The organism is Micromonospora sp. NPDC000442 (assembly GCF_042898635.1).
Classification (GTDB): domain Bacteria; phylum Actinomycetota; class Actinomycetes; order Mycobacteriales; family Micromonosporaceae; genus Micromonospora.
The window spans coordinates 1-25,166 of sequence record NZ_JBIAYZ010000022.1 but is presented as its reverse complement, the minus strand read 5'-3'; the positions used below and the strand labels follow the sequence as shown (position 1 = coordinate 25,166).

The window sequence follows — 25,166 nt, the reverse complement described above, 5'->3', positions numbered from 1 at the left end:
CCCTCGGCGGCGAAGGGTCACCGGTACGACGACAGCAACGCAGGGCGTGACGCCGTCGACGTCACGCCCCCGTCACCGCTGCCGCCCTGGCGGGCGGCTGCTCAGCAGGTGTTGAGCATGGTGTTCAGCGCCAACTTCTCCGCGCTGTTCACGGTGAGGCCGTAGTACCACTTCACCTGGATCCAGGCCCGGGCGTAGGTGCAGTGGAAGGCCGCACGCGGCGGCTTCCAGGCGGCCGGGTCCTTGTCGCCCTTGGACGAGTTGACGGTGCCGGTGACCGCCCACAGTTCCGGCCCGCCGAGGTCGTTGGCGTAGGTCTGGCGCCGCGCGGTGGTCCAGGCCCAGGCGCCCGAACGCCAGGCCTCGGCCAGCGGCACCACGTGATCGATGGAGATCTCGGCGGGGTTCGTCCGGGTCACCCCGTCGTACGGGCTGTACCAGGACCCGGAGGTCGGGTAACAGCTGGCGTTCACCACGACGTTGCTGCCGTCCCGCTTGAGCACCTGCTCCCGGGTGTTGCAGGCGCCGGTGACCGTGATCCAGTGCGGGAACAGGTCGCGGTTGTAGCTGGACTGGTGGGACTCGGCCGCGACGGTGAGCGAGTTCAGTCGGCTCACCGCCGTGCTGTACGAGGGGATGTTGGGCGGTGTGGCCTGGGCAGCCGGCGGCACGAGGACGACCGACAGGGCGACGGCGACCACCGAGACGATGGCGACCTTGCGTAGGTGAGCCACGGGGCGACTCCTGACTGTCTCCTGCGACGGCGGGTGGGGGAACCCGACTGGGGGGCGCGGCAGGGGACATCAGGATTCTCGCAGAAATGACGATCAATACGTGTCGTCGCGCCACAACCCCCGTGAACGCCACGTGAAGTCCAGCCACGTCGTGCGTGACCATCCCCTGCGGTGTGCCGGAAGGCCGGGCCGGGCCGGTCACGCCGGGCCGTTGCGGACGCGGTCGGTCTGGTACGCCCACATCGCGATCTCCACCCGGTTACGGGCGCCGAGCTTGACCATCAGGCTGGCGATGTGGGTCTTCACGGTGCTGAGGCTGATGTGCAGTTGCTCGGCGATCTCGGTGTTGGTGCGACCACGGGCGACGGCCACCAGCACCTCCTCCTCCCGCAGCGTGAGCGCGTCGACCGGCTGCCGCGGTGGCGCGGCCGGACCCGCGTCGGCGAAGGCCCGGAGCAGCCGCGTGGTGATGTTCGGCGCGATCAGCGCGTCACCGTCGGCGGCGGCCCGCACGGCCTGGGTGAGCAGGGCCGTACCGGCGTCCTTGAGCAGGAAACCCCGCGCTCCGGCGCGGAGCGCGGCGTAGACGTACTCGTCGAGGTCGAAGGTGGTGATGACGACCACCGCCAGGGGGTCGGGCACGGCCGGGCCGGCGAGGCGGCGGGTGGCCTCGATGCCGTCCACGCCGGGCATCCGGATGTCGAACAGACACACCTCCGGGCGTAGTCGCCGGGCGAGTTCGACGGCCCGGTGACCGTCGCCCGCCTCGCCCACCACGTCGATGTCCGGCTGGGCGTTGAGGATCATCGTCAGTCCGGTGCGGACGATCTCCTGGTCGTCGGCGACGATCACGCGGATGGCCACCCCACGATTGAACACGGCCGGTGGCTCGACCCAAAGTACGGCCGGCTTCCCCGTCCATCGGCCGAGATGACGCCGGCCCGCACGGCGATGAGTGCGGCCCGCCGCGTTGCCAGGATCGACGGAGCAGGAGCGACCGTGGGGCTTGTCGACCGAACCGCGCACCACGTCCGTCCAGGGTCGGGCGGGCGTGGAGCGGGGACGTGGTCAGGGCTCTGGTCGCCGCGAGAAGGGACTCACCGCTGTGACGTCTTCCGCCAGGTCGACCTGGCTCATCCCCGCCGGTCTGCTGGTGCTCAGCGCGGTGCCGGTGGTCGCCGGCGGCCTCCGCCTGACCGAACTGGCCGGCGGCGCCCAGGTGTTGCCCGACGGCGACCGGATCGCCTCGGCTCCGCTGCCCGTGGTCGCCCACATCGTCGCCGTGACCGTGTTCAGCGTCCTCGGCGCCTTCCAGTTCGCGCCCCGGTTCCGTCGGCTGCACCGCCGCTGGCACCGGGTCGCCGGCCGGATCCTGATCCCCTGCGGGCTGCTCACCGCGCTGAGTGGCCTGTGGCTGACGCTGTTCCTACCGCCGGGCGCGCTCGACAGTACCGCGCTGGTCGCCGTCCGGGTGGTGGTCAGCGTCGCCATGGCCGGCGCGCTCGTCCTCGGCTTCGTGGCGGTCCGCCGCCGCGACTTCGCCCGGCACCGGGCCTGGATGATCCGTGGCTACGCCATCGGGATGGGCGCGGGCACCCAGTTCTTCACCCAGATGGCCTGGCTCGCCACCGTCGGTCCGGTCACGACGGCGGGCCGGACCGGGACGATGACCGCCGCCTGGCTGATCAACGTGGTGCTGGCGGAATGGATCATCCGGCGGCGCGGCGGTGCCGCCCGAGCGCGTCCGGCGGTACGCGGGCGCCGCGCGCGAGAGGACACGGCGATTCCGGTGTGAGACCGCCAGCGGAGTCACGTTCGGCGGCCGGGCGGGGTCGAAGACCTGAACCCATCCGAACGGAGAAGCCATGAGCGATGCGGCGACGAACGCACCTGTCCTGGTCACCGGCGGCACCGGCACCCTCGGCGGGCACGTCCTGCCGCGCCTACGCGCGGCGGGCCACACCGTACGGGTACTCAGCCGCAAGATCCACCGAAATGTCGACGGCATCGAGTACGTCGCCGGTGACCTGCTCAGGGACGAGGGCATCGAGCCTGCGCTGCACGGTGTCCACACGTTGCTGCACCTGGCGGGCGGCCCGAAGGGCGACGACCGGGCCACCGCCACCCTGATGCGAGCCGCCGCCCGAGCCGGGGTACGGCACGTCGTCCACATCTCGGTCATCGGTGCCGGCCGGGTCCCGATCGGCTACTTCGAGGCCAAGCGCGGCGCGGAGCGGGCGGTCAGCGAATCCGGCGTGCCGTGGACGACGCTGCGGGCCGCGCAGTTCCACGACCTGGTCTTCACCGTCGTGCAGAAGCTGGCAGCCCTGCCGATCGTGCCCGACCCGAGGGTGATCCGGTTCCAGCCGGTCGACTCCCGCGAGGTCGCCGACCGGCTGGTCGCCCTGGTCCAGGGTCCTCCGTCCGGCCTCGTGCCGGAGCTGGCCGGCCCGCAGGTCTACACGCTGGCCGACCTGGTCCGTAGCTACCTCGCCGCCCGCCGCAGGAACCGGCCCTTCCTGCCGGTGCCGGTGCCCGGGGCGGCCGGCCGGGCGTACCGCAACGGCGACAACCTCAGCTTCGACGGCGTCACCGTCGGCACCCGCACCTGGGAGAATTTTCTCGCCGAGCGGCTGAGCTGATCGACCTCCGGCTACCGGGACCCGGCCGGCTGGCGGCGAACGGCGGTCGCCCCCTCGTCAAGCTGCGAACCGACCGCATCCGCCCGCAGGTCGACGCTGATCCCCTCCAGGATCACACCGGAGGCCTGCTCGACCACAATGGGCGACCGCGGACGCCGCGCGTCGCCGGGCCCGGCCGTGGCGAGCGGCAGCGGCACGAACGTGCAGTCCCGGACCACCACGTCCCGGTATTCGAGCACCCGGAACGAGTGGTCGATCTCGCTGCGTCCCCAGCCGGCGATCCGGACCGCGTACAACGGACCGTTCCAGGCCACGTGCGCACCGCAGACCCGGATCCGCGCGCCGACCGGCTCGTCGCCGCCCGGGTGGAACCGGTCCGTGTTGTCGCCGGGCAGCAGCCGGAAGCCGATCTCGACCTCGCTCAGGTGGACCCGATCCACCGCCACGTCGTGCACCGAGCTGAGGTAGAACCCCTCGAACGCGTCGGACACGCGTAGGTCACGAATCTCGAGGTGGTGCGGATGGTAGGAGGGTCCGACGATCGAGTCGACCCCGTCGCCGACCGCACCCCAGTGCACGGCGATGCCGGTGCAACCGCCGACGATCGACACATCGCTGATGGTGATGTCGCGTACCGCGCCCATGACGGCGACACAGTTGGCGGCGCGCTCGTCGCGGCGCTCGACCTGGACGCGCCGGATCTCGATGTCCTCGATCCACTCCGTCTCGGCCGGGTACAGGTAGCTCCCGATGGTGATGGCGGTGCCCCGGTCACCGCCGTGCTCCCCCGGCGCGCACGGCGGTGGGAGGAAGCCGATGTCCTGGACCGTCACCCGTGAACCCAGCACGTGGACGACGGGTTCGCCGGCCGACGAGGACGACGTCAGCCACGTTGTCACCGGCCCGTTCCCGTGCGCCGCGCCGGTCAGCGTCCAGTCCGGTCCGAGCACCACTCCCCGGTCCAGCGTGAAGGTGCCCGCCGGCAGCCGCACGGTGCCCCCGGTCCCGGAGGTCAGGATTCGTTCGAGCGTTCGCCGGTTGGCCGCCGGATCATCGGCCAGCGTCAGGTCGTGGTGGTTGTGCGCGGTCACCGGTGGCACTCCAGCTCGACGAGCTGGCAGACGGTCTCGGCGACCCGCCGCCGTACCGCCGGGTTGTCCCGCTCGGCGAGCCCGACCAGCACCGGACCAGGGGCCGTACGCTCGATCACCACGTCGAGGGTGTCCTCGGTCTGCGGGGTGGCGCTCACCCGGCATTCGGTGCCGCCGACCAGATGTACGCCCCGGACGACCAGCCGGTCCGGATCCGGCGACCGGGTGAACGGCGACGCCTCGAACAGCGCATATCCGGCCCCGCGCTGAGCCACCCGGAACGCCTTCAGCACGGTCTGGCCCTGCCGGCGACGCAGCCACTTCTGGCTCGGCTGTCGCATCGCGGCCGGTGGAGCCGTGGCGGCCGAGATCCGCAGCCGGCACCGCACGGTGGAGTCGGCGGCGTTGACCACGACGAACCTCGACCGGGCGTGTCCCTGGCCGCGACCTCGCGCCCCGACCAGACCGCCGACGCTGACCAGCCCGGCCAGCTGCGCGGCGGCACCGGCGAGTCGAGTGGCACCGCTGCGCTGCTCCGCCTCGTCGATCGCGACGATCTCGACCTGGTTGATCCGCACCCCGATCGCCGCCAGCGGGCTGAGCGCGGTCGACGCCCACGGCGGCAACGTGCCGTCCACCACCTCGATGATCAGGAGGCCGTCCTCGCCCACCTCGTCGGCCCGTAGGTCGAACTCCACCCAGGCGTGGGCCTCCACCATCCGCAACCGCCCCCGCTGACGGCTGATCAGGGCGGCGGCCCGGTCCGTGCCCTGGGCCCGGACCATGACCAGTCGCGGCAGCTCACGCATCCCCCGGGCCGGTGCCGCCGCCCGCGACCAGGCGGTCTGCGAGGCACCGTCGATGTGCAGGTCGACCCGGACGCGGACCGGACGGCCGTCGGTGCGTACCTTGAGCACGACCGCGCCGGACCCGCCCTGGACCCGACCCACGATCGCGACGCCCCGGGCGACCTGGTCGGCGAGCAACACTTCGGGATCCCCACCCGAGGTGAACATCGCGGGAAGCTCCCGGGCCGGAACCGGCTCGTCGAACTCGGTGGCGAACCACGTACCGATCGCCACTACCGGACACCTCCCGGCTCCTGGAGGTCGGTTCGGGTCAGCACCGGCTCCCGCCGGGTCCACATGCGCTCGACGGCCTCGAAGACCGGGTCCGCGTCGCTCTCGATGTGCCGGAACGAGGTGCGCACCGCGCGCAGCAGGTAGTCTGCGGGCCAGACCTCCCAGTGCGGCACCTGAGGGGTGAACAGGTCCGTGGCGCTGCGGTAGAACCACAACCACAGTCGGGCGCGCTCGACCTGCTCGACTGAGATGATCTCCTCGCCGTTGAGCATGGCGCTGATCGCGGCGTCGAGTGCCTTCCAGTAGCTCTCCGGGTCGTTCACCACGGTGGACAGACCGCACTCGCTCCACTCGGACCAGCCGGCCTGGATCACCGGGATGCCGTACGCCGGCAGTTCGTTGCTGACGCTGCCGCGAACGGTGACGCCCAGGTCGACGAGGCTCCACAGACCGTTCTTGCTCAGGTCCTTGCTGGGCTGGAACACCATGTGCCGGTGTCGGGCGTACCGGCGGGCGACCGAGTCGAAGAAGTCGGTGCTGTCGTAGCGGAACTGGCTCGGATGGTCCTGGAACAGCCACTGCACCTCGGTGGCGGTGCTGGCGAACCGGGCGGTCTCCTCGAACCAGTCGGCCAGCGTGGGGAAGGACTGGTGGTTCGTGCCCGGCGCGTCGGACACGGCGTGGTTGAACACCGCCACCACCGGACGAGCCGGGTCGAAACCCAGGCGGGCCGCGAAGTGCGTACGCAGCCGGGCCCGCTCACTGCTGTTGGTGATGTCGACGGAGGCGCTGGCGCCGCCCCGCCACCAGCTGGGCCGACCCAGGTTGACCTTCGAGCGCCAGGCGACCAGTTCGGCGTTGCGCCGCACCTCGTTGCGTCGCGACCACACCCGCTGTTCGAAGAAGGCGCCGATCTGGTGGGTGAGTTCACCACGGAAGGTGTGTTCACCGGTGTCGTTCTCGGGGAACAGGGCGTACGCCTTGAGACACCCGGTCTGCTGGGTGTGCACGACCGGCACCCCGGCCCGCCGGGCGGAGTCCACCGCGAGCCCCCAGTGGTCGTAGTCGACGTGACTGGTGACCAGCGCGACCACCGAGCCGCTGCCGAGCAGGGCGTCGTAGGCGGAGGAGATGGCCCGGGCCAACGCCTGCCGTCGCCGGTAGCGCGGGTCGGCGGTGGGGTTCTCCGGCGCCCGGGGCCGCTTGGTCACCCGGCAGTAGGTGGCGCTGACGAACTCGGCGAGGGTCTCCGCACTGATCGGCGCACCGGGGGGCAGCGGCCGTCCGAACAGCTCCACCGGCACGGCACTCGCAGTGGCGGAGTTGGCCGGCCCCTCGACGAGGCGGTACAGGTCGATGACCTGGCTGGCACCGTAGGCCGCCGCGATCCGCTCGACCAGCTTCACGTCGAACTCGGTCCACAGCGCGTCGTGCCACATCTGCTCCACCCCGGTCACCACGACCAGCTGGGCGGGGACGATGCGGCGGATCGCGTTGGCGACCGACAGATTGCGCATCGCCACCCTGATGTCCTGGTGGAACACCTCGACGACGAGGTAGTTCTGGGACGTCGTGGAGCCCAGGTTCTTGCGCCAGTAAACGTCAGCGGAATCGAGGAAGGCCTCGAACTCCTTCTTGTCAGCCCCGAGCCACACCCGAAGAACCGCCTTCCCCCGCATACCCGTCTGAGCGCGCTGTGTGTGAATTCGTTTGTGCACCGTGGAGCGCGCCGGCAGGCCCGGCACGACTCACGGAGACCGCAAGGTACCGGCGCCGAGAGGAATTCAGGTTGACATCGCATGGACAGCAGGTGGCCGGGACGGCATCAGGGGTGAACCTTTTTCAAACCGACGCGCGTGTCCGCCGTGGGCCACGATCCCTCGACCGCGTTATCCAGCCGCCCGGGTTCGCGCCCGGGCGCAGCAGCTGGCGAAGGAGGCTGCCGCCGCCGGCCATTCCGACGGCGACGGGAATCGCCAGGCTGGTCAGCACCAGTGCCGCGACCGACCAGCCGGGCAGCCCGACGGCCAGCGCGACGAGACTCAGACCACTGAAAACGGCCAGCTTGCGCCGGACCCGCGACAGCGGGACGAGATCCGTCTTCGAGATCGACATGGCATGCTCCTTCGGCCGGTTCACCAGAACACGAGCAACGCCCCGCCGACGGCCGCCGCGGGAACGGTGGTGATGACGGTCGCCACGACCGCGGAGTGTCGACGCAGCGCGGCGAGTGGGATCAGGGCGTCTCCGTCCTGACTGATCGCGTTCGCGACCAGAGTGGGTAGCGGCAGTCCGCCACTGACGTAGAGGCCGGTGAAGACGATCTGCAGGGCGCAGCCGGGTACCAGGCCGATCAAGGCGCCGACCAGCACGCCGACGATGCCGGTCAGGACGAGTTGCGTACCGTCGAAGCCGGTCGTGGTGCTCAGCACCTGCCAGCCGAGATAGGCCACCGCCACCCAGACCGTGACGAACGAGGCCTCGTGGGCGCTGTGCCGCATGGTCGCCGCCATCGTGCTGGCGTGTGCGGTCTCCAGGCTGTCGTCGGCCAGCCGCCCCCGCCCGGCGGCGAAGATGAGTGCCGCGACCAGGGTGCCGAGCACACCGAGCGCCAGGTACGGGTCCACCCCACCGATCACGGTCAGCGCCGTCGGGTCGACGAGCTGGAACACCACCGGTACGGAGACCGCGAAGGCCGGCGTCGTCAGCCCCCAGAACGCCGTCGATGCGGGCATCCGGGGCAGCAGGCCGCCGAACAGGCGGCGGGACGAGGCGAGATCGGGTCCGGCGTCGACGGCGGGGCGCACCGGCGTGGTGACGGGCACCGCCCGCCGCCGGACGGCGGACCGGGCCGGGTCGATGCCGAGGGCGTCGACGGCGTACCCGGTGGCCAGGCCGACGACGAACAGCAGCGCGTGCAGTTGGAGCGCGAAGAGTGGGTTCCAGGCCAGCACCACCCACGACGAGTCGCCCATGGTCGCGACCAGCGCCCCCACGACGGTGCCGAAGGAGACCTTGCCGCGCGCGTACAGGGGCATGAGGATGATCGCGCCACCGCAGCCCGGCGTGACCCCCAGCAGCGCGCCGACCAGCGGGCCCACCCGGCGGCGACGGGTCAGCCCGTCGGTGACCCGGTCCCCGTACCGCCACCGCAGCCAGCCGAACAGCGCCACCATCACGGCGACGTACACACCCACCTGCATGAACGCGTCCGCGAGCGGGCGGAGCACGAGTTCGGTCACGGCGCACCTCCTCGGGGCGGGGTGACGCCCGCCGGACCACCCGGTGGGTGGGCGGCCCGGCGGGCGACGTCAGCTGATCTTGCTCTTGACGGTGTTGACCACGCCCTGCGCCATGCCCGGGTTGGTCCCGTACAGGCGCGGGTCACCCGGCGGCAGGACAGGTTCGGGCGCGTGGGCGCGAGGGCTGTGGTCGTAGCGGAATTCGCCCTTGCCGTCCGGCGTGGGTCCGGCGGCCCAGCGTCCCTGCGCGGCGTCCTGACCCGGAGAGAAGTCCAGGTAGGTGTAGCTGAACTGCTCGGTGAAGTCCGGCGAGTCGGGGAAGGCGTCCGGCACCGGCATCTCCTCCAGGCCGTCCTCCTTGAGCTGCTCGATGGCGGCCATCCACATGTTCTGGTGCATCGTGTCGCGGGCCAGCAGGAAGCGGAGCATCTGCTTCACGCCGGGATCGTCGGTCATGTTGAACAGGCGCGACACCTGGAGCCGGCCCTGGGCCTCGGCGGTGACGTTGAGCTGGAAGTCGGCCATCAGGTTGCCGCTGGCGGTGACGAAGCTGCCGTTCCAGGGCACCCCGACGCTGTCCACCGGCATCGCCCCGCCGCCGCCGTGGATGAAGTGTGCGGGGTTGGAGCCGCCGTAGATCGCCCCGACCATCGGATTGTCCTCGGCGGCCTCCTGCAACGACAACGGCGCGTTGTCCAGCAGCCGGGTGATCATGGTGGCGATCATCTCGACGTGGCCCATCTCCTCGGTGCCGACGTCGAGCAGCAGATCCTTGTACTTGCCGGGCAGCCGGCAGTTCCAGCCCTGGAAGAGGTACTGGTTGGCGACGGTCATCTCGCCCCACTTGCCGCCCAGGATCTCCTGGAGCCGGCGGGCGAACGCGGCGTCGGGGCCGTCCGGCTTGGCTTCGAACTGCAGGTCCTTGATATGGGTGAACACGGGCCCTCCTCGATGCGACGAGCTGACACCGAGGTCACTTCCCGGATCGCTGGCCCGTCCGGGCCGACCGGTGGCCCGGACGGGTCAACCTGCCTGGCGTGCCGGTAGCAGCAGCTCCACCGCCACCCCGTCGGGCCGCAGCCGGTGCAGACGCACCCGGCCGCCGTCGGCGGCGACGAGTTCCCGGACGATCCACAGCCCCAGGCCGGACATGCCGGCGGCCGGGGAGGGCCGGCGCAGCGCCTCGACCAGGCTGTCCGCCACGCGCCCCTCGTCCAGGACACTGATGCTCAGATCGGCCCCACGGCGCACCGCGCGGATGCCTACCCGCCCCGCAGCCGGTCCGTGCCGCAGCGCATTCTCGACCAGGTTGCCCAACATCTGCCGGGTACGACCGGCCGGCACCGCACACCGCGCCGCCTCCCGGGTGACCCGCACGCGCCGCCGCTCGACCGGTACGAGCATCGCGACGGCGGGCAGGATCTCCGCCAGCGGCACCGCACGCTCGTTCCGCCCGGCCACCAAGGTCAGGGCACCCACGCTCGTCGCCGCCTCGGTGAGCAGAGTCTGCAGGTACGCCGCCTGGTCACGGGCGAGTGCGGAAATGGCCCGACGGTCCTCGCCGGTCAGCGGCCTCGCCTCGTCGGCGAGGGCCCGGGTCAGCGAGGTCAACGTGCTGACCGGCGTACGAAGTTCGTGACAGAACACCCGCAACAGCAGGTCGCGGGAGGCGGCCCCGGCCGTGGCACCACCACCGTGAGTATCGGTACCGCGTAGCGCCCCCAGCAATCGACCGATCCGTCCGCGCATCCGTCCCCACTCCCCCGAGCTGGCACCCGCCGCATGATCGGTACCCGCTCGGGAAGGGAACAGGCATGCCCGAGTCCCCGGCCATCCGGGTGGCCGTCGTCGACGACCATCCGCTGTTCGCCCGTGGACTCGAACTGCTGCTGCCGGCGGCCACCGCCGGGCGGGTACGGGTGGTCGGCTCCACCGGTGACGCCGCTGCGGCGGCCTCCCTGGTGTGCCGGTGCCTACCGGACGTGGCGCTTGTCGACCTGCACATGCCCGCTCCCGGCGGCATCCGCGCCGTGGCGGCCATCCGCCGCACCACCCCCCGGGTGCGGGTGGTGGCGATGTCCGGCGACGGTGATCCGGCCCCGGCGCTGGAGGCCCTGCGGTCCGGCGCTGAGGCGTTCCTGCCCAAGAGCGCCGAACCCGAGGCCCTGCTGCCGCCGCTGTTGGCGGTTCTCGACGGGTGGGCCGTGTTGCCGGCCCAACTCCTGCGGGATTTGCTGCGCTCCGGCCCCGGGGCCCGGGTCGATCTCGACGTCGAGGAGCGCGTCCTGCTCCGGTCGATCGCCGCCGGTTGCAGCACCCTGGCCATCGCGGATCAGTTGCACGTCTCGGAACGCACGGTGAAGCGGATGACCGCCGCGCTGCTGCGCAAACTGCGGGTCTCCAACCGTGCCGAGGCCGCGGCCCTCGCCGGGCACGCGGGCCTGCTGGGCGACTGACCGGCCGCACCACCGGGCCGACGAGCCCGACGGCGGGGTGCGGCGACTCCCACTGGTCGCTGGTTTGATGGACCATCTGGCGGGCACCACCAGGCATGCCCGATCTGATCAGCCGTCTCGACAACACCCTCCCACTCGCCATCCGTGGCTACGCCTGGCTGCCCAACCGGCTGCGGCGTGGCGAGTCGGATGTGCTGCGTACCCGCCTGCTCGGGCAACGGGCGATCGCCCTGCGCGGGCCGGAGGCCGCCGAGTGGTTCTACGACGAGCGGCACGTGCGGCGTCACGGAGCGATCCCGGAGCCGGTACGCGGCACCCTGTTCGGGCGGGGCGCCGTGCACACCCTCGACGGTGCGCCGCACCGGGCCCGCAAGGCGATGTTCATGTCACTGCTGAACGGCGGTGGCGTCGACGACCTCGTCGTCCGGACCGAGACCGCCTGGGACGAGGCGGCCCGCTCCTGGGTTGGCCGGCAGGTGGTGCTCTTCGACGAGACCGCCCAGGTGCTGACCCGGGCGGTCTGCGACTGGACGGGCATCCCGGTCCGGCGCGACGAGGTGCCGGCACTCGCCGCCGACCTGGTGGCCGCGGTGGACGGGTTCGCCACGGCCGGGCCGCGACACTGGCGGGCGCGCCGGGCTCGGGGGCGCCGCGAGCGCTGGCTTTCCGACCTGGTACGGCGGGTTCGCCGCGGCTCAGCCGAGGCGTCGGCCGGCTCGGCGGTGGCGGCGGTGGCAGACCATCGCGACGCTGACGGTCGACCGCTCGACGCACGTACCGCCGCCGTCGAACTACTCAACATCATCCGGCCGACGGTGGCGGTGGCCTGGTTCCTGACGTTCGCCGGCCACGCCCTGCACCGCTGGCCGTCCCAGCGGGACCGGCTGCGCGCCGACGACCCGGCCTTCGCCCGGGCGTTCGCCCACGAGATCCGCCGGTTCTACCCGTTCGCACCCTTCGTCGGTGGCCTCGCCGTGGCCGACCTCGCCTGGGGCGGCGTACCGATCCCGAAGGGGGCGATGGTGCTGCTCGACCTGTACGGCCAGAACCACGACGCCCGGCTCTGGCCCGAGCCGTACCGCTTCGACCCGGACCGGTTCGTCGATCGTGAGATCGGCCCCTTCGAGCTGATCCCGCAGGGCGGCGGCGATCCACGCACCGGGCACCGCTGCCCCGGCGAGGCCATCACCGTGGCGCTGCTCCAGTCGCTCGCCGTCCGACTCGCGCGGCTGGACTATGCGGTGCCGGAGCAGGACCTCACCATCCCGCTGCACCGCATTCCGACTCGCCTGCGCAGCGGCCTGGTCATCGAGACGTCTCACGCCTCGTGAACTGCGCGCCGAACCTCACGGCACCGGTTTCCCGCCACCCGGCGGGGTGCAGGGCCGTGCGTCTCCCGGCGGATCGGCCCGGTCAGTCCTGGGGCGTGTGCTTGTCGATCCGCTGCCGCAGGGTGTCGGCGAAGCCTTCGGCGGTGGCCAGTTGTTCGCGGAGCGCGTCGACCCGCGTGGTGGCGAGGGTGTGAAACATGGCGAGCCGGTCGAGCAGGGCGGGACGTTCGTCAACGTCGGCGGCGCGCAGCGCGTCGAGGATGCCGAGCAGGTCGCGCATCTCGTCGAGGGTGAACCCGAGGGGTTTCATCCGTTTGACCACCCCGAGGCGGTCCAGATCGGGTTCGGTGTAGAGGCGGAAGCCGCCGTCGGTGCGAGCCGACGGGACGATGAGCCCGACCTGTTCGTAGTGACGGATGGTGCGGATGCTCAGGCCGACCCGCTCGGCGGCTTCGCCGATCTGCATGAGTCGGCCGGGTGCCGGGCCGCCGCCGTGTCGCGGCCCGGCGTCGCGTCCGGTGAGGGGCATCAGTGGCCTGCGCTGAGGGTGCCGGCGAGGCTGCCGTGGATGGCGGCGCTGGGCTTGTTCAGTTCGACGATCTCGACGGTCTTGCCCCGCGCCGCGTACTTGGTGGTGACGGCGTCCAGGGCGGCGACGGAGGAGGCGTCCCAGACATGCGCGCGACTCATGTCGATGATCACCTTTTCGGGGTCGCCGGCGTAGTCGAACTGGTAGACGAGGTCGTTGCTGGAGGCGAAGAACAACTCGCCGTGTACGGAGTAGATGCGGGTACCGCCGTCGGGGTCGAGCACGCTGGTGACCTCGACGAGGTGGGCGACCCGGCGGGCGAAGATGACCATGGCGGTGAGCACTCCGGCGACGACGCCGATCGCGAGGTTGTGGGTGGCCAGGGTGGTGGCGACGGTGGTGACCATGACCAGGGTCTCCCCCAGCGGCATGCGCTTGAGGGTGGCGGGGGCCACGGAGTGCCAGTCGAAGGTCGAGACCGCGACGATGATCATCACGGCGACGAGGGCGGCCATCGGGATGGTGGCCACCACGTCGCCGAGCGCCACGACCAGGATGAGCAGGAAGACACCGGACAGGAACGTCGACAGTCGGGTGCGGGCGCCGGACGCCTTCACGTTGATCATCGTCTGGCCGATCATGGCGCAGCCGCCCATGCCGCCGAAGAAGCCGGTGACGATGTTGGCCACGCCCTGGCCCCAGGACTCGCGGGTCTTGTTGGAGTGGGTGTCGGTGATGTCGTCGACCAGCTTGGCGGTCATCAGCGACTCCATCAGCCCGACCAGCGCGATACCGACGGCGTAGGGGGCGATCAGCGCCAGGGTGTCCATCGTCCAGGGGATCTGCGGCAGGCCGAGGGTGGGCAGGCTGTTGGGCAGTTCACCCTGGTCGCCGACGGTCGGCACGGTCACCGCGGCGACCACCGTGATCACGGTGAGCACGATGATCGCGACGAGCGGGGCGGGGACGGCCCGGGTGAGTCGGGGCAGCCCGACCATGATGACCAGGGCGAGGGCGACCAGTGGGTAGACCAGCCACGGCACCCCGAGCAGGTACGGCACCTGCGCGGCGAAGATCAGGATGGCCAGGGCGTTGACGAAACCGACCATCACGCTGCGCGGGATGAACCGCATCAGCTTCGCCACCCCGAGGGCGGCCAGCAGCACCTGGATCAACCCGCCCAGGATCACCGCCGCGATCAGGTAGTCCAGGCCGTGTTCCTTCGCCAGGGGCGCGACGACCAGGGCGATCGCGCCGGTCGCCGCGCTGATCATCGCCGGCCGGCCACCGCAGATCGAGATGACCACGGCCATCGTGAACGAGGCGAACAACCCGACCCGCGGATCCACCCCGGCCAGGATCGAGAAGCTGATCGCCTCCGGGATCAACGCCAGGGCCACCACCAGCCCGGCGAGGACCTCGGTCCGGAACACCTTCGGCGACAACCACGACGGGCGGGACAGACGCGGCCGGACGACCGCGGACAGCATCGAAGACATAGAGCCGTTTCCGCTCAGGGTGCACGCCCCAGACGCACACACAATGCCGCTCCCGGGCAGGGAACGACGTGATCTGCACATATCAGTACCAGTCGGACGTTTCCGGACCATTTCCGGGCATCGTCGCCCGAGAGAAGACCGCTCGAAAGAAGACCGCGAGGGGCCGTAGCCGCACCTCGACGACCAGCACCGAACCTACCCTCCGGAGAGGGTAGGTTTCACCCCACGGTGATGATCATCACCGTGGGGTGGCGAAGGCCCTCACCGCCGTGGGTAGGAACTCTCGGCAGGCCGGTCGGGTCGGGCTCGATACGAGGTCATCCGGCCTGGTGACGCCTGTCCCGGCCGACCGGCACGGTTGCTGTATTTCGCTGCTGCACTTCCGACGGCTGCCGGGTCCAGCCGATGAAACGGCGGTGCAGCGCGCCGGCCGGTGCCCAGGGCATGTCCTCGGCGGCCTGCACGAGATAGGCACCGAGGTAGAGGGCCAGCGACACCGGCGCGTCGGCGTACTCCGCGCGCAGTTCCCGCCGCCGCGTGGGGCACGGCCAGGGCAGGTTGCAGCCGCCGCAGCTCCAGATCGGCGACACCGGGCCATGGGTGGTCACCGCACACCACCCAGGAACCGGGCGACGCTCGCGCGGGCCTGCCGGCTGGTCGCCCACTCCACCTGCCAGCAGGGGTACGGGGCCAGCCGCGACCACCACGCCCGGCAGCCGACGCACATGCCGTCGAGCCCTCGGACGTGCACCGCGAGGATCGTCCGCTCCGGCCCGCCGGTCACTGCTCGTTCTCCTGCGGCCAGTGGCCCCGGTTGATCGGGATACGGTGCCGAGCACGGCACGGCAGGTCGGCTCCGCACCGGCAGACCCGCCGCCACAGCTGCCACGACCACACCGGCCGATGCCGACGAGCGAACGTCAACGCGGTGGCCGACAGGTACTCGTCGTACGAGACGCGCCGCACGCACCCTCCCTCGTCGCTCACGAGGGCAGCCTCTTCGCCCCCTGATTGAGGGGGACGCGGCGACCGGGCGTGACTCGCACCGCCCGCCGCATCCCGTGAGCGAGAAGCTACGGTCAGTTGCGCGGTGGAACGGGTAAGGTTCCTACCTCTGGATCACGAAACGAGTCCGACTCGGACCGCGAGGTCACGGGCGTCATCCCGGGTGGCACGTGGTCCGTCGAGCAGGTCCAAGGTGATCTGGCGGGCGTACCCGTTGTAGCGGATCGTCTCCGGGGCCGACTCGTACGCCTGCCGCAGCGTCGCCACTGTCGCTTCCGTGTCGTCCTTGCCGTAGTGCGCCCGCGCGACCTCGATCAGATGGCGTGCCCGACGCGGCCTCGACGGGATCGCCGCCGCATCATGGCGGCGAGCCTGCCGCACCGCCTCGCCGGACTTCTGCAACTCCACCGCCACGGTCACCGCATGAGCACCCATGATGACCCGGGAAAACGACGTCTGCCGCTGGTAGAAGCCCTCCGGCAGACGCTGCGCCACCCGATCCGCACGATCCCAGTACCGCCAGGCCCGCCCTTCCTCACCGGCACGAGCGGCCGTGTACGCGGCCTCGAAGTTCAGCGCACCCCACAACGCCAGCAGATTCGTGCTCCCGTCGACCGCCGCCGACTCCAGCGCCGACAGCACGTCCAGCGTCACCACCATCGCGGTGTCCCAATCCCCGGCGTCCCGATGCACCTGACACAGAAACCACCCCGCACCGGCCAGCGCCTCCGGATCACCGGACTCCTGCGCCGCCACCATCGCCCGATCCGCCACCCGCCACAACAACTCGGCAGCCGGCTGGTACGCGATGAACATCTGCGCCAACCCGAGCGTCTCCGCCAACAGCGCCTGCGCCTGCCGCCGCTCGTCACCCTCGTACACCAACACGGCACGCTGCACATCCCACAGCAACCCCGGCAACAACCCGCCCAACACAGTCCGGTGATCCGACGCCTGACGACGCACCCGCCACGCCACCGCAAGCCGCTCCCGCAGACCGGACAACGACTCCGCCGGGACCTCACCGGCGAACGCCACACGGTTCACCGCATCCCGCACCGACGCCAACGCCGGATGCTCCGGCCCATTGACCACCGCAGACCGGTCACCCAACTCCACAGCCAAGGCAGACACGTCAACCTTCAGCGCACGCGCGATCCGATCCAGCACGGGAAGACGCGGCGGCAAGATCCGGTCCGTCTCCACCGCCTTCACCCACTCGGCGCTACGCCCCACCAACCCACCAAGCACCGCCCGAGTCTTCCCCGACCGCTCCCGATAGACCTTCAACCGCTGCCCGAACGTCAACTCCGGCAAGGAACCCACCCGGAACCTCCTCGCGTAGCGCCGGACGCACCACCGACCCAACGGGCCGCAATCACGCCCAACGCTACCGATCCGCAGGCTGCCTCATAACCCTCACACGCCAGCCACCCCTGCATCCCGGCAGGCAACCCGACCTCTCGCTTGTAAGCTCTGGGCGCTCCGTCCATGCGCGTCCGCGCACGTCTCTGACGTCGGGTACTGAACGACCACTTTCCGTCCTTGGCCCTCCCCGTCTGGCCCTGTTGCTGTCATCGTTGCTACGACAGCAACAGGGCTACCGGTGTTCCTGGGACTGACGCCAACCGATTACCGTCGACCCGTGCTCGATCCCGCAACTGTCTTCGACGGATCCGGCCCGCTGGAGAACCCGCTCACCGACGAGGTTCTGCGGGCGGTGGAAGCGCAGCTTGGGTACCAGCTGCCCACCGCGTACGTCGACCTGGCCCGTCGGTACAACGGCGGCTCGTTCGCCCGTGACGCTCACCCTGCACCAAGCCGAACCTCCTGGGCTGAGGACCACGTCGGCGTGTACACGCTGGCGGCAATCGGCCGAACTGCTCGGTTCAGCCTTTGCGGCGATTTCGGTAGCACGTTCTGGGTAGCGGAATGGGGCTACCCCGACATCGGCATCTACATCGCCGACTGCCCGTCGGCGGGGCACGACATGGTCGCCCTCGACTACCGCTCGTCCGGTGAGCCCGCCGTCGTACACGTCGACCAGGAGTGGAACTACCAGATCACGGTCCTCGCCCCCGACTTCGAGACCTTCGTGACGGGCCTGGTCGACGAATCCGAGTACGACGTCGACAACTGATCGCCGGTCCGCGACGGTACAGCGGAGTCGGTCAGACGTTGAAGCGGAACTTAGATGCGCTCTCCCGTGACCTGCGGCAGCCTGGTCGGAACGCTGGTCACGTCCCGTCTTGGGCTCACGTCATTGGTCGCTGGTTGCCGACGTTTCACGCTGTCTTGTGCCCCGTGTGTGCCCCGGACGGCTCCATGACCTTGAACGGCTCTCGCAGCATGGCGGGCAGGTCGCCTAGGGTAGCAAAAGCTGGCCCGCCCCAGCTGGGATCGGTGTCGTTGTGCTGCGTGGTTCGGAAGACGGTCAATCCGACCGCTGCCGCCCCGGCCAGCTCACCGTCTGCGCCGTCGCCAACAAAGATGCACTCCGCCGGCCCAACGCCCAGCCGCTCGGCAGCAAGGTGATAGATCGCCGGATCGGGCTTGGCCAGCCCGACATCACAGGAGAAAATCGCGACGTCGAACCGTTGGGCGAGCGGACTCTGCGGCCATGTCTCAGCAGTATCCGAGGTGGCGTTGCTGATCAGGGCCAGCGGATGCCCGTCGTCGCGTAGCGCGTCGAGCACGTCCAGAGTGGCGGTCGAGACACTGCCCAGCACCCGACGCCCGAGGGCTCGCCGGTGCTCACCGGCCCGTGACACCTGCTCGTTGGTGGGTGTGCCGCGCTCTCACCTCGCTTGCCATCACTGTCTGCCGTCGACCCGCCCTCCTGGGGAGCGGGTCGCCGCCCGGCCCACCACGTCAAGCGGACCTTGACGCATCGGTTGGACGCTGGCGGTCGGGCGGTGGTCTGCTCGGCTCGCCCGGGTCGAGGGCAGACGGGATGGCTTAACGCAACCACCCACGGACCGCGATCCGCCGGCGCAGCCTCGGCCATCCTGGAGCCGGAGCGCCCCCGCCGGAGGCGTCCTAACCGCGACCCCGCGACCGCCGCCAGCTCGCCGACGCGGCCGGCGTGCGCTCCCCTACGCCGCGCGGGCTCTTGGCCGCGCGGCCCGGCCGGCTGCCGGCCCCACCATCACCGGTCAACGGCCTGTCGTTCCGCGGCGGCCCTCCGGGCTACCCGCTGTTGGCGCCAGCCGCCGGGCGTCCGGCGTGACGGCCGCAGAGCGGCAGCGGCCGGCGCGCGCCCGGGCGGCGGCGCGTGCGGCCCGTTCAGGGCCGTCTTGATAGACGTACAGAAAGTCCTCGCACACCGGCCGGCAGCCGGCCTGTTCTCCGTCGACTGATGCGCGACACCCATCCGCCATCTGATGTGCGACACCTCCGCGCGCTGATAGCGGTGAAAGACGATGTCTGCATCGATCAGTAGAGCCACCGGTCGAGCACCCCGGGCCAGAAGTGGGTTGTATGGTCGCCGTCCCCGAACGCGGGCGGGTCAAGGTCCCTGATGCGTTCCAACAGGTCGGCAAGCTCCGCGAGCGCTTGCTCTTCGGCCTGTCCGTCTTCGTCCCAGCGGTCGATGACGGTTGAGCTGGTCAGCCAGGTACCAACCATGTGCAGCGAACACAGCCAGTGGATGATCGTTGAGTTGACGAATCCGGCGCCGCCGTCCGACGACCACATTTGCACCTCACCGGTCCCCGGCGCGGCACCGTACACCCAGCGCGGGCTGTCGGAGTTCGCCAACCGGTACATCGTCGGCTCTGCGTCGAATGACACCGCGCCGACGAGGTCATCAATCAGCGGTACACCACAGGAGACCAGCGCGGCCTTCTGCGGCTCGGGAAGCCACCACGTCGCCACGTCCAGCTCGGTAGCACGCACCACCCGCCCGGCACCAGCCCAGGCCGTGACCGCTCCGAACGCGGGAGGCAACGGAAGATCATCAACGGGCACGCCGATGAGGGTAGTCCGGGCGAACTTCCAAGCGCTCAGTGGTCTTAGCGGCCAGGCACCCCCCATCTCAAAAGGCAAGACGTTCCCGACTCGTCGGCCGGCTGCGTCGTTCCTGGCTGAGACGGAATCCGCTATCGCCCGCGGCGGGTACGTCGACCCGCACGCAGGTCGGCTGCTGTTCGGGAAGTACGCAGAGCGTTGGCGAGAGTCGCGCAATGACGAGTTGACCACAAGAGCGCGGGATGCCTCGATCCTTCGGACGCACGTGCTTCCGCGATGGTCGGATGTGCCGCTGCTCCGGATCGATCACCTGGCGGTTCAGTCCTGGGTGACCGAACTGGGTACTCGACGTTCGCCGGCCACGGTGGCGGAGTGCTTCCGCCTGTTCTCCTCGATCCTCCGCGCGGCCGTCCGCGGCCGGCTGATCGGCGTCAACCCGTGCGAGGGTGTGAAGGTGCCCTCCCGGCGGAAGAAAGACACCGATGGACATGTCCTGGCCCGCGCTGACCTGATCGGCCGTCTCCTGCCGGCGGTCCCCGATCGGTACCGCGCCCTGGTCCCGTTGGCCGGCGGCACCGGACTGCGGTGGGGCGAGTGCACTGGGCTCCGCTGGGAATCGCTCGATCTGACCACGAAAACGGTCGAATTCGTCCCTCGGCGACCTGCTGTTCAACTGGTTCGACTGAGCTACCCCTCCGCGCGCACGGTGGCCGGGTAGCGACGGCGCATTGCTGCGCCGTCGCCCCCTCAGAACCGGACGTGCACGATTTCCATGCTGGGCGCGGCAGATCAGGATGCCCCGCTATGGGATGCACATACGACAGTCAGATGGTGCCGGCGAGTAGCGCGGTGATCAGTGTGCTGGGCTCGGTGGTGGCCGGGCGGTCACTGACCTGGCCGTCGCCGATCTCGATGATCCGCCAGACGCCGTCTGCGCGCAGGGCGAGGTCGACCGTGATAAACGGCAGGCCGAGTGCGGCGATGACCGGTGTGACCGCGTCCAGGTCCACGTTGTGGGGCGGGACGTCGTTCGGGGTGTCCGGATGCGCGCTGACCAGGGCGCAAATGCAGGGCGCGCCGCTGCGCGTTTGGGCGCGAGAGGTCAGCGGGTACGGAGGACGACGTCGGTGACGGCGCCCTCGCGGGAGAAGAAGTGGTCCCGCTTCCAGATCACCATGACCACTGCCACGACAGCGAACACGTAATTCTCCCACGGCTGCCCCTCAGGGTAGGCGGGGATGTTGGCCTGGAAGTGGAACAGGGCGGGAATGAGGATGCTGCCGCCGGAAACGTTGAACAGGGGCGTCATGATGATCGATAGCGCGAACGCACCGAGCATGAACGGGCCGAAGGACCATGCGCTCTGCGGGGTGCCGCTGAGCAGGAACGCGGGCAGATGCCACAGCCCCCAGAAGAATCCGAGGATCAGGCTGGCCACCAAGGGGTTGACCCGACGTTGCAGCATCGGCTGGGCGTAACCACGCCAGCCGAGTTCCTCGATCGGCCCGAGGAGGAGCGCCGGGATCAGCGCGGGCAGGACCATGTACCACGGCGAGAAGGGGAACTCGCCCGCCGTCCCATTCAGCAGCGCGCTCACGTACTTGCCCGCCGGCATCGCGAGCAGCAGGAACCACCACCATCCGGCAGGCATCCGCCACAGGGTCAGACGGCGCAGATGGTCCCGGACATCGCGCAGGCCGCCCTCCCGCCAGATGACGTAGAGGGCCGCGAACTCGGGGGAGTACACGGCCAGGACGAAAACCGGGTGCGTGCCGGACGGAGGGCCGAAGACCGGCTCCATGAGACCGCCGAATGCGATCAGGGACGCCAGAGCCCCCCAGCCGAACAAGAAGGTCAGAGCGAAGAACACGACGAGAGGCCGACGAAGGCGGATCTGCGGGGATGTCCAATTGGTCGCCACGACGCCCATCATCGATCTCCCTGCTACGCGCGTGGATCCGGATCTCCCCGGAGCAGCACCCCGAACCTGCTACCGCGACCTCAGGGTGGGTACCCCTGCCGCCGGGGGATTCGCTGCTGCTGCCCCAGACGGCCGGAAGTACAGGTCGTAGCTCACCCGCCGCAGCGTAGCGACCTCCAGATCGACGCATCCTCCTCGGAAAGCCGAACGTCCGCGCCCAGCGAGGCTCGGCCACCGGCAGCGACGGGTACACCGGCTGCCCACGCGCTCGATGCGGCAGATCAGTACGCCTCGTCTTGGCATGATGCACGTTCCGGCATTCGGTGGCGCAACCTCCAGGGTCCGACCTGCCGCAATGCCTGGGAGGCGAGGAGGCTCGACGGGCAAACTCGGATGGTTCGGCAGCACACGTTGGTAGATCATGCCGGGGTGAGCTGGGTTTACGCCTGCGAACTGGCCGTCCGGGTACGGCAGCTCGGTCAACGAGCCCACAGTGAACACCAGGCGGGGGTGGTTGCGTCGGGCCATGGCGACCATGCCCGGCGACAGGTCGACACCCTCCACCGAACAACCGCGTTCGGTGAGGTGTGCCGCCTGGCGCGGCGTGCGGAGAGCAAGGAGCGAGACGATCAGACGATCCTGCTGGCCAGGGCCCCATGAGCCGTACGCCCATCGACAGGGCCGCACAGCGGCCGCCTCCACCCGATGGCGTCGGAGGCGACCAAAGTGCTGATCAGAAGGGGGGTGCGTCCTCGCCCATCAACGCCAGCACGACGCCGCCCTTCCCGCGCTTGAGGCTCTGGACCACGACCTTGCCGGTGCTGCCGTCGGGCAACTCCAACGTAAAGGTCTTCCCGACCGCGTTCTTGGGGCCATTGCCGGCGTTGTTGGCAGGTCGGAAGTCACCTGCCCACGGCGGGGTCCCACCCTTGCGGGCGGGCTCGGCGAAGAGCGCGGCGGTGCCGGGAGTCCTGGTGCCGTCCGAGGAGAGGAGCACTGAGGCGCTGCGATAGGTAGCCATATAGGCCAAGGCTATCCCGGACTGCGCTCATTCGCGCCACGACAGCCGAGCCGTGGCTGGCGAAGCGCAACACGAGGCCACAGCTGTACTCACCGTAATGGCCGATAATCACGGCGCCGTCAGTGAGTCGGGCGCCGATGAACCGGGCCAGCACCTCCGGGTGTTGGGCGGGGCCTACCTCGGCTCGCCCGTGCGGCCCCATGTCATAGGAGCCGTAGGGATCTTCTGTGGCCAGCAGGAACTGGTCACCCCGGCCACAGGCTCTGCCACACGGCACGAGCCGTGGCCTCATACACATCACCGACACCGGTATCGGCTCCACTTACGGCCACCTCGGTCACGGTGACCGCCACCGTCGCCGGCAGGCTCCGCAGCGCCCACCAAGCACCCAACTCAGCCTCGTGCCGGAACTCATCACCCACCACCGCCGGCACATTCACCTCGGCCTGATCGGCGGCAGCGACCTCGACGGTGACATGGGCAAACCGGGAGGACCGGTTGGTCTGCCGCACGAGCCGGAGCGACGCCATGATCCTGATCGTTCCACCCAATCGCAACGGCCGGCCACCACCAGACGCCCCTATCCCGCAGCCCAGGTCACACCTGTTGCGGCAGATCCGGATACGTCTGAGCGGCGTGTGTAAAGAAGCGGCCGCAGTGGGCCGGATGGGACGGCCGGGTGACGCACAGGCTGCTCGGTCACTCGATGGCGTAGACGGTCGCCGGGTCAAACGCTGGGTCCGCCAACGACACCCCAATACGTCGGGGGGTATTGCGGCTCATGACGTATTCGTTACCCGTGAGCCTTTCTCTGTAGGATTCCCGTCACTATTAAACGCGCTCAACAGGCGTAGCCCGTCTTCGGTAGAGCTCCCCGATGCCGCCGACAGGACTAGCAGCTCCATGCCCGATTCATCCGGCAATGCGAAGTTCTCCTGGTGTAGTTCCAGTAGTCCAACCAGCGGGTGCCGGTACGCCTTACGTCCATGTGTGCGGGCGCTCACGTCCGCACGGGCCCAGAGGCGGCGAAAGCGCTCGCTGCCCATTGCCAGCTCGCCGATAAGCGAGGCCAAGCGTGGGTCGTCAGGGTACTTCCCGGCCGCCAGGCGCAGGTGCCCGACCACGTCGAGGGTGCATTTCTCCCAGTCGGCGTACAGGCCGCGCTCGGTCTCCTCGAGGAAGATGTGCCGCGCGGTGTTCAAGCCCGACATTTCCCGGCCGTAGAGGAGCCTGGCGAGGCGGTTCGCGGCGGCCACGTCCAGCCGGTGGTCCAGGATCAGGGCGAGCGCGTCGGTGACCAGGTCGAGTACGCGCAGTAGCTCTGGCCGCAGGCGCCCGCTGGGCGACTTCGCGCGGCGACGGCGCCGCCGGGCAAGCCGGTACAGGTGCCCGCGTTCGGTCTCGTCGAGGCCGAGGACGCGGGCGAGCGCGTCGAGGACCTGTTCGGAGGGCTGGGTGGCGCGGCCCTGCTCCAGGCGTACGTAGTAGTCGACGCTGACCCCGGACAGGTGCGCGACCTCTTCGCGGCGCAGCCCGTCGACGCGGCGGCGGCTGTCAGTGGGGACGCCGACGGCGGAAGGGTCGATCCGGGAGCGCCTGGTGCGCAGGAAGCCCGCGAGATCGTTCATGCCCCCAGTATGGCTCGGGTAACGGACGTGAAGGTGGTCCTGCCGTTACCAGGAAATCCCGTCCGATGGAAGAGTCGCCCCTGAATGACGCGGCTCTCGGCGGCCGAGCATCTATGGCGACACACCTCGTTGAAGGGAACAGCCATGAAGACGCTCATCGTTTACGCCCATCCCGAGCCACGTTCGCTGAACGGCTCGCTGAAGGACCTCGCCGTGTCCACGCTCGAAGCCGCCGGGCACGAGGTGCGGGTGAGTGACCTGTATGCGATGAACTGGAAGGCCGTGGTGGATGCGGCGGACTTCGGCGAGCACGCCACGAGCCCGCTGCAGGTGGTGCGGAGTTCGGGCGGGGCGTACGACGCCGGCGCGCTCACGCCCGACGTCGTGGCCGAGCAGGAAAAGCTGCTGTGGGCCGACACGGTGGTCTTCCAGTTCCCGATGTGGTGGTACACGATGCCGGCGATCCTCAAAGGCTGGGTGGACCGGGTGTTCTCCTACCACTTCGCGTACGGCCTCGGAGTGCACGACGAGACCCGGTACGGCGAGCGTTTCGGTGAGGGGACGCTGCAGGGGCGGCGGGCGCTCCTGTCGGTGACCGTCGGGGGCCCGGAGTCCCACTACACCGATCGCGGGATCAACGGCCCGATCGAGGACCTGCTGTTCCCGATCCACCACGGGATCCTGTACTACCCGGGCGTGGAGGTGCTGCCGCCATTCGTGCTGTACGGCACCGACAAAATTTCCAGCGGTTACTTCGAGGACGCCGCGAAGGCGTGGAAGGAGCGGCTGCTGTCGCTGGAGACGACCGAGCCGATCGCGTTCCGGCGCCAGAACTTCGGTGACTACGAGATCCCGTCGCTGCGGTTGAAGGAGGGCCTGGAAGTGCCGGGTCGCAAGGGATTTGGCCTGCACGTGCGAGGTTAGTACGGCAGCCGCCGTTCGGGATCATGGCTGGAGTTCGAGGTTGAGGCGTCGGGTGTAGTGGGCTTGGCGGGCTCGGGCTTGATGGCGGCGGC

General features: G+C 70.0%; 28 protein-coding genes. 6 read left to right on the top strand and 22 right to left on the bottom strand.

Going from position 1 to position 25,166, the window contains the following annotated elements; genetic code table 11:
• Positions 1-101 precede the first annotated feature (101 nt).
• Positions 102-734 carry an HNH endonuclease family protein gene (locus ACFY2A_RS26085; RefSeq protein WP_387175368.1) on the bottom strand — a complete coding sequence of 211 codons (633 nt, stop codon included), beginning with the start codon at positions 732-734 and terminating at the stop codon, positions 102-104.
• A gap of 198 nt (positions 735-932) precedes the next feature.
• A complete protein-coding gene (locus ACFY2A_RS26080) occupies positions 933-1,598 on the bottom strand; it encodes a response regulator (protein WP_387175366.1) in 666 nt (221 codons plus the stop codon).
• 241 nt (positions 1,599-1,839) lie between these two features.
• Between ACFY2A_RS26080 and ACFY2A_RS26075 the strand changes: the two genes are divergently transcribed.
• The gene (locus ACFY2A_RS26075) at positions 1,840-2,529 is read left to right on the top strand and encodes a DUF2306 domain-containing protein (protein ID WP_363922132.1); all 690 of its coding nucleotides are present in this window, start codon (positions 1,840-1,842) and stop codon (positions 2,527-2,529) included.
• A gap of 70 nt (positions 2,530-2,599) precedes the next feature.
• Positions 2,600-3,376: an SDR family oxidoreductase gene (locus ACFY2A_RS26070; protein WP_387175364.1), complete on the top strand. Its 777-nt coding sequence runs from the start codon at positions 2,600-2,602 to the stop codon at positions 3,374-3,376.
• Positions 3,377-3,387: 11 nt separating this feature from the next.
• On the opposite strand, the gene ACFY2A_RS26065 is transcribed toward ACFY2A_RS26070, so the two are convergent.
• The 7 genes from ACFY2A_RS26065 to ACFY2A_RS26035 form a co-directional block, all read right to left on the bottom strand.
• Entirely contained in the window at positions 3,388-4,467 is a 1,080-nt protein-coding gene (locus ACFY2A_RS26065) for a hypothetical protein (protein ID WP_387175362.1), read from the bottom strand.
• Positions 4,464-5,549 carry a hypothetical protein gene (locus ACFY2A_RS26060; RefSeq protein WP_387175360.1) on the bottom strand — a complete coding sequence of 362 codons (1,086 nt, stop codon included), beginning with the start codon at positions 5,547-5,549 and terminating at the stop codon, positions 4,464-4,466. Before ACFY2A_RS26060 ends, ACFY2A_RS26065 begins: the two co-directional genes overlap by 4 nt.
• Positions 5,549-7,204, bottom strand: a complete 1,656-nt coding sequence (locus ACFY2A_RS26055) for a hypothetical protein (RefSeq protein ID WP_387175358.1) — start codon at positions 7,202-7,204, stop codon at positions 5,549-5,551. The genes ACFY2A_RS26060 and ACFY2A_RS26055 overlap by 1 nt, the downstream gene beginning before the upstream one ends.
• A 187-nt stretch (positions 7,205-7,391) precedes the next feature.
• Positions 7,392-7,664 carry a hypothetical protein gene (locus ACFY2A_RS26050; RefSeq protein WP_387175357.1) on the bottom strand — a complete coding sequence of 91 codons (273 nt, stop codon included), beginning with the start codon at positions 7,662-7,664 and terminating at the stop codon, positions 7,392-7,394.
• Positions 7,665-7,684: 20 nt separating this feature from the next.
• Positions 7,685-8,791: a putative manganese transporter gene (locus tag ACFY2A_RS26045; RefSeq protein WP_387175355.1), complete on the bottom strand. Its 1,107-nt coding sequence runs from the start codon at positions 8,789-8,791 to the stop codon at positions 7,685-7,687.
• A 69-nt stretch (positions 8,792-8,860) separates the two neighbouring features.
• Positions 8,861-9,730: a manganese catalase family protein gene (locus tag ACFY2A_RS26040; protein ID WP_363922117.1), complete on the bottom strand. Its 870-nt coding sequence runs from the start codon at positions 9,728-9,730 to the stop codon at positions 8,861-8,863.
• An 84-nt stretch (positions 9,731-9,814) separates the two neighbouring features.
• A complete protein-coding gene (locus ACFY2A_RS26035; protein WP_387175353.1) occupies positions 9,815-10,540 on the bottom strand; it encodes a sensor histidine kinase in 726 nt (241 codons plus the stop codon).
• Between the two features lie 65 nt (positions 10,541-10,605).
• On the opposite strand from ACFY2A_RS26035, the gene ACFY2A_RS26030 reads away from it, so the two are divergent.
• The gene (locus tag ACFY2A_RS26030) at positions 10,606-11,247 is read left to right on the top strand and encodes a response regulator (RefSeq protein WP_387175351.1); all 642 of its coding nucleotides are present in this window, start codon (positions 10,606-10,608) and stop codon (positions 11,245-11,247) included.
• Positions 11,248-11,342: 95 nt separating this feature from the next.
• A complete protein-coding gene (locus ACFY2A_RS26025) occupies positions 11,343-12,578 on the top strand; it encodes a cytochrome P450 (RefSeq protein WP_387175349.1) in 1,236 nt (411 codons plus the stop codon).
• Positions 12,579-12,660: 82 nt separating this feature from the next.
• On the opposite strand, the gene ACFY2A_RS26020 is transcribed toward ACFY2A_RS26025, so the two are convergent.
• From ACFY2A_RS26020 to ACFY2A_RS26000, 5 genes are all read right to left on the bottom strand, one after another.
• The gene (locus tag ACFY2A_RS26020; protein ID WP_387175347.1) at positions 12,661-13,107 is read right to left on the bottom strand and encodes a MerR family transcriptional regulator; all 447 of its coding nucleotides are present in this window, start codon (positions 13,105-13,107) and stop codon (positions 12,661-12,663) included.
• Entirely contained in the window at positions 13,107-14,606 is a 1,500-nt protein-coding gene (locus ACFY2A_RS26015) for a SulP family inorganic anion transporter (protein WP_387175345.1), read from the bottom strand. Before ACFY2A_RS26015 ends, ACFY2A_RS26020 begins: the two co-directional genes overlap by 1 nt.
• Positions 14,607-14,923: 317 nt before the next feature.
• Positions 14,924-15,214: a hypothetical protein gene (locus tag ACFY2A_RS26010; protein ID WP_387175343.1), complete on the bottom strand. Its 291-nt coding sequence runs from the start codon at positions 15,212-15,214 to the stop codon at positions 14,924-14,926.
• Positions 15,211-15,576 (bottom strand): hypothetical protein, encoded by a 366-nt coding sequence (locus ACFY2A_RS26005; RefSeq protein WP_387175341.1) that lies wholly within the window; start codon positions 15,574-15,576, stop codon positions 15,211-15,213. Before ACFY2A_RS26005 ends, ACFY2A_RS26010 begins: the two co-directional genes overlap by 4 nt.
• Positions 15,577-15,725: 149 nt before the next feature.
• Positions 15,726-16,937 carry a helix-turn-helix domain-containing protein gene (locus ACFY2A_RS26000; RefSeq protein WP_387175340.1) on the bottom strand — a complete coding sequence of 404 codons (1,212 nt, stop codon included), beginning with the start codon at positions 16,935-16,937 and terminating at the stop codon, positions 15,726-15,728.
• A gap of 319 nt (positions 16,938-17,256) precedes the next feature.
• Between ACFY2A_RS26000 and ACFY2A_RS25995 the strand changes: the two genes are divergently transcribed.
• Positions 17,257-17,751 carry an SMI1/KNR4 family protein gene (locus ACFY2A_RS25995; protein ID WP_387175338.1) on the top strand — a complete coding sequence of 165 codons (495 nt, stop codon included), beginning with the start codon at positions 17,257-17,259 and terminating at the stop codon, positions 17,749-17,751.
• 145 nt (positions 17,752-17,896) lie between these two features.
• On the opposite strand, the gene ACFY2A_RS25990 is transcribed toward ACFY2A_RS25995, so the two are convergent.
• The 8 genes from ACFY2A_RS25990 to ACFY2A_RS25955 all read right to left on the bottom strand — a co-directional run bounded on the left by ACFY2A_RS25990 (position 17,897) and on the right by ACFY2A_RS25955 (position 24,150).
• The gene (locus ACFY2A_RS25990; protein ID WP_387175336.1) at positions 17,897-18,340 is read right to left on the bottom strand and encodes an HAD family hydrolase; all 444 of its coding nucleotides are present in this window, start codon (positions 18,338-18,340) and stop codon (positions 17,897-17,899) included.
• Between the two features lie 706 nt (positions 18,341-19,046).
• On the bottom strand, positions 19,047-19,580 hold the full coding sequence (locus tag ACFY2A_RS25985; RefSeq protein WP_387175334.1) for an SUKH-4 family immunity protein: 534 nt from the start codon (positions 19,578-19,580) through the stop codon (positions 19,047-19,049).
• Between the two features lie 824 nt (positions 19,581-20,404).
• Complete coding sequence (locus tag ACFY2A_RS25980) at positions 20,405-20,794, bottom strand: ATP-grasp domain-containing protein (protein WP_387175332.1); 390 nt, start codon at positions 20,792-20,794, stop codon at positions 20,405-20,407.
• The gene (locus tag ACFY2A_RS25975; RefSeq protein WP_387175331.1) at positions 20,683-21,513 is read right to left on the bottom strand and encodes a type II CAAX prenyl endopeptidase Rce1 family protein; all 831 of its coding nucleotides are present in this window, start codon (positions 21,511-21,513) and stop codon (positions 20,683-20,685) included. Before ACFY2A_RS25975 ends, ACFY2A_RS25980 begins: the two co-directional genes overlap by 112 nt.
• 57 nt (positions 21,514-21,570) lie before the next feature.
• Positions 21,571-22,188, bottom strand: coding sequence for a class I SAM-dependent methyltransferase (locus tag ACFY2A_RS25970; RefSeq protein WP_387175454.1), 618 nt, complete (start codon positions 22,186-22,188; stop codon positions 21,571-21,573).
• 46 nt (positions 22,189-22,234) lie between these two features.
• Positions 22,235-22,522: a hypothetical protein gene (locus tag ACFY2A_RS25965; RefSeq protein ID WP_387175329.1), complete on the bottom strand. Its 288-nt coding sequence runs from the start codon at positions 22,520-22,522 to the stop codon at positions 22,235-22,237.
• A 245-nt stretch (positions 22,523-22,767) separates the two neighbouring features.
• Positions 22,768-23,073: a hypothetical protein gene (locus ACFY2A_RS25960; protein ID WP_387175327.1), complete on the bottom strand. Its 306-nt coding sequence runs from the start codon at positions 23,071-23,073 to the stop codon at positions 22,768-22,770.
• 228 nt (positions 23,074-23,301) lie between these two features.
• Positions 23,302-24,150: a helix-turn-helix transcriptional regulator gene (locus ACFY2A_RS25955; RefSeq protein WP_387175325.1), complete on the bottom strand. Its 849-nt coding sequence runs from the start codon at positions 24,148-24,150 to the stop codon at positions 23,302-23,304.
• A 144-nt stretch (positions 24,151-24,294) separates the two neighbouring features.
• Here ACFY2A_RS25955 and ACFY2A_RS25950 point away from each other — a divergent pair, with 144 nt between their 5' ends.
• Positions 24,295-25,074, top strand: coding sequence for an NAD(P)H-dependent oxidoreductase (locus tag ACFY2A_RS25950; protein ID WP_387175323.1), 780 nt, complete (start codon positions 24,295-24,297; stop codon positions 25,072-25,074).
• The last annotated feature ends 92 nt before the right edge of the window (positions 25,075-25,166 follow it).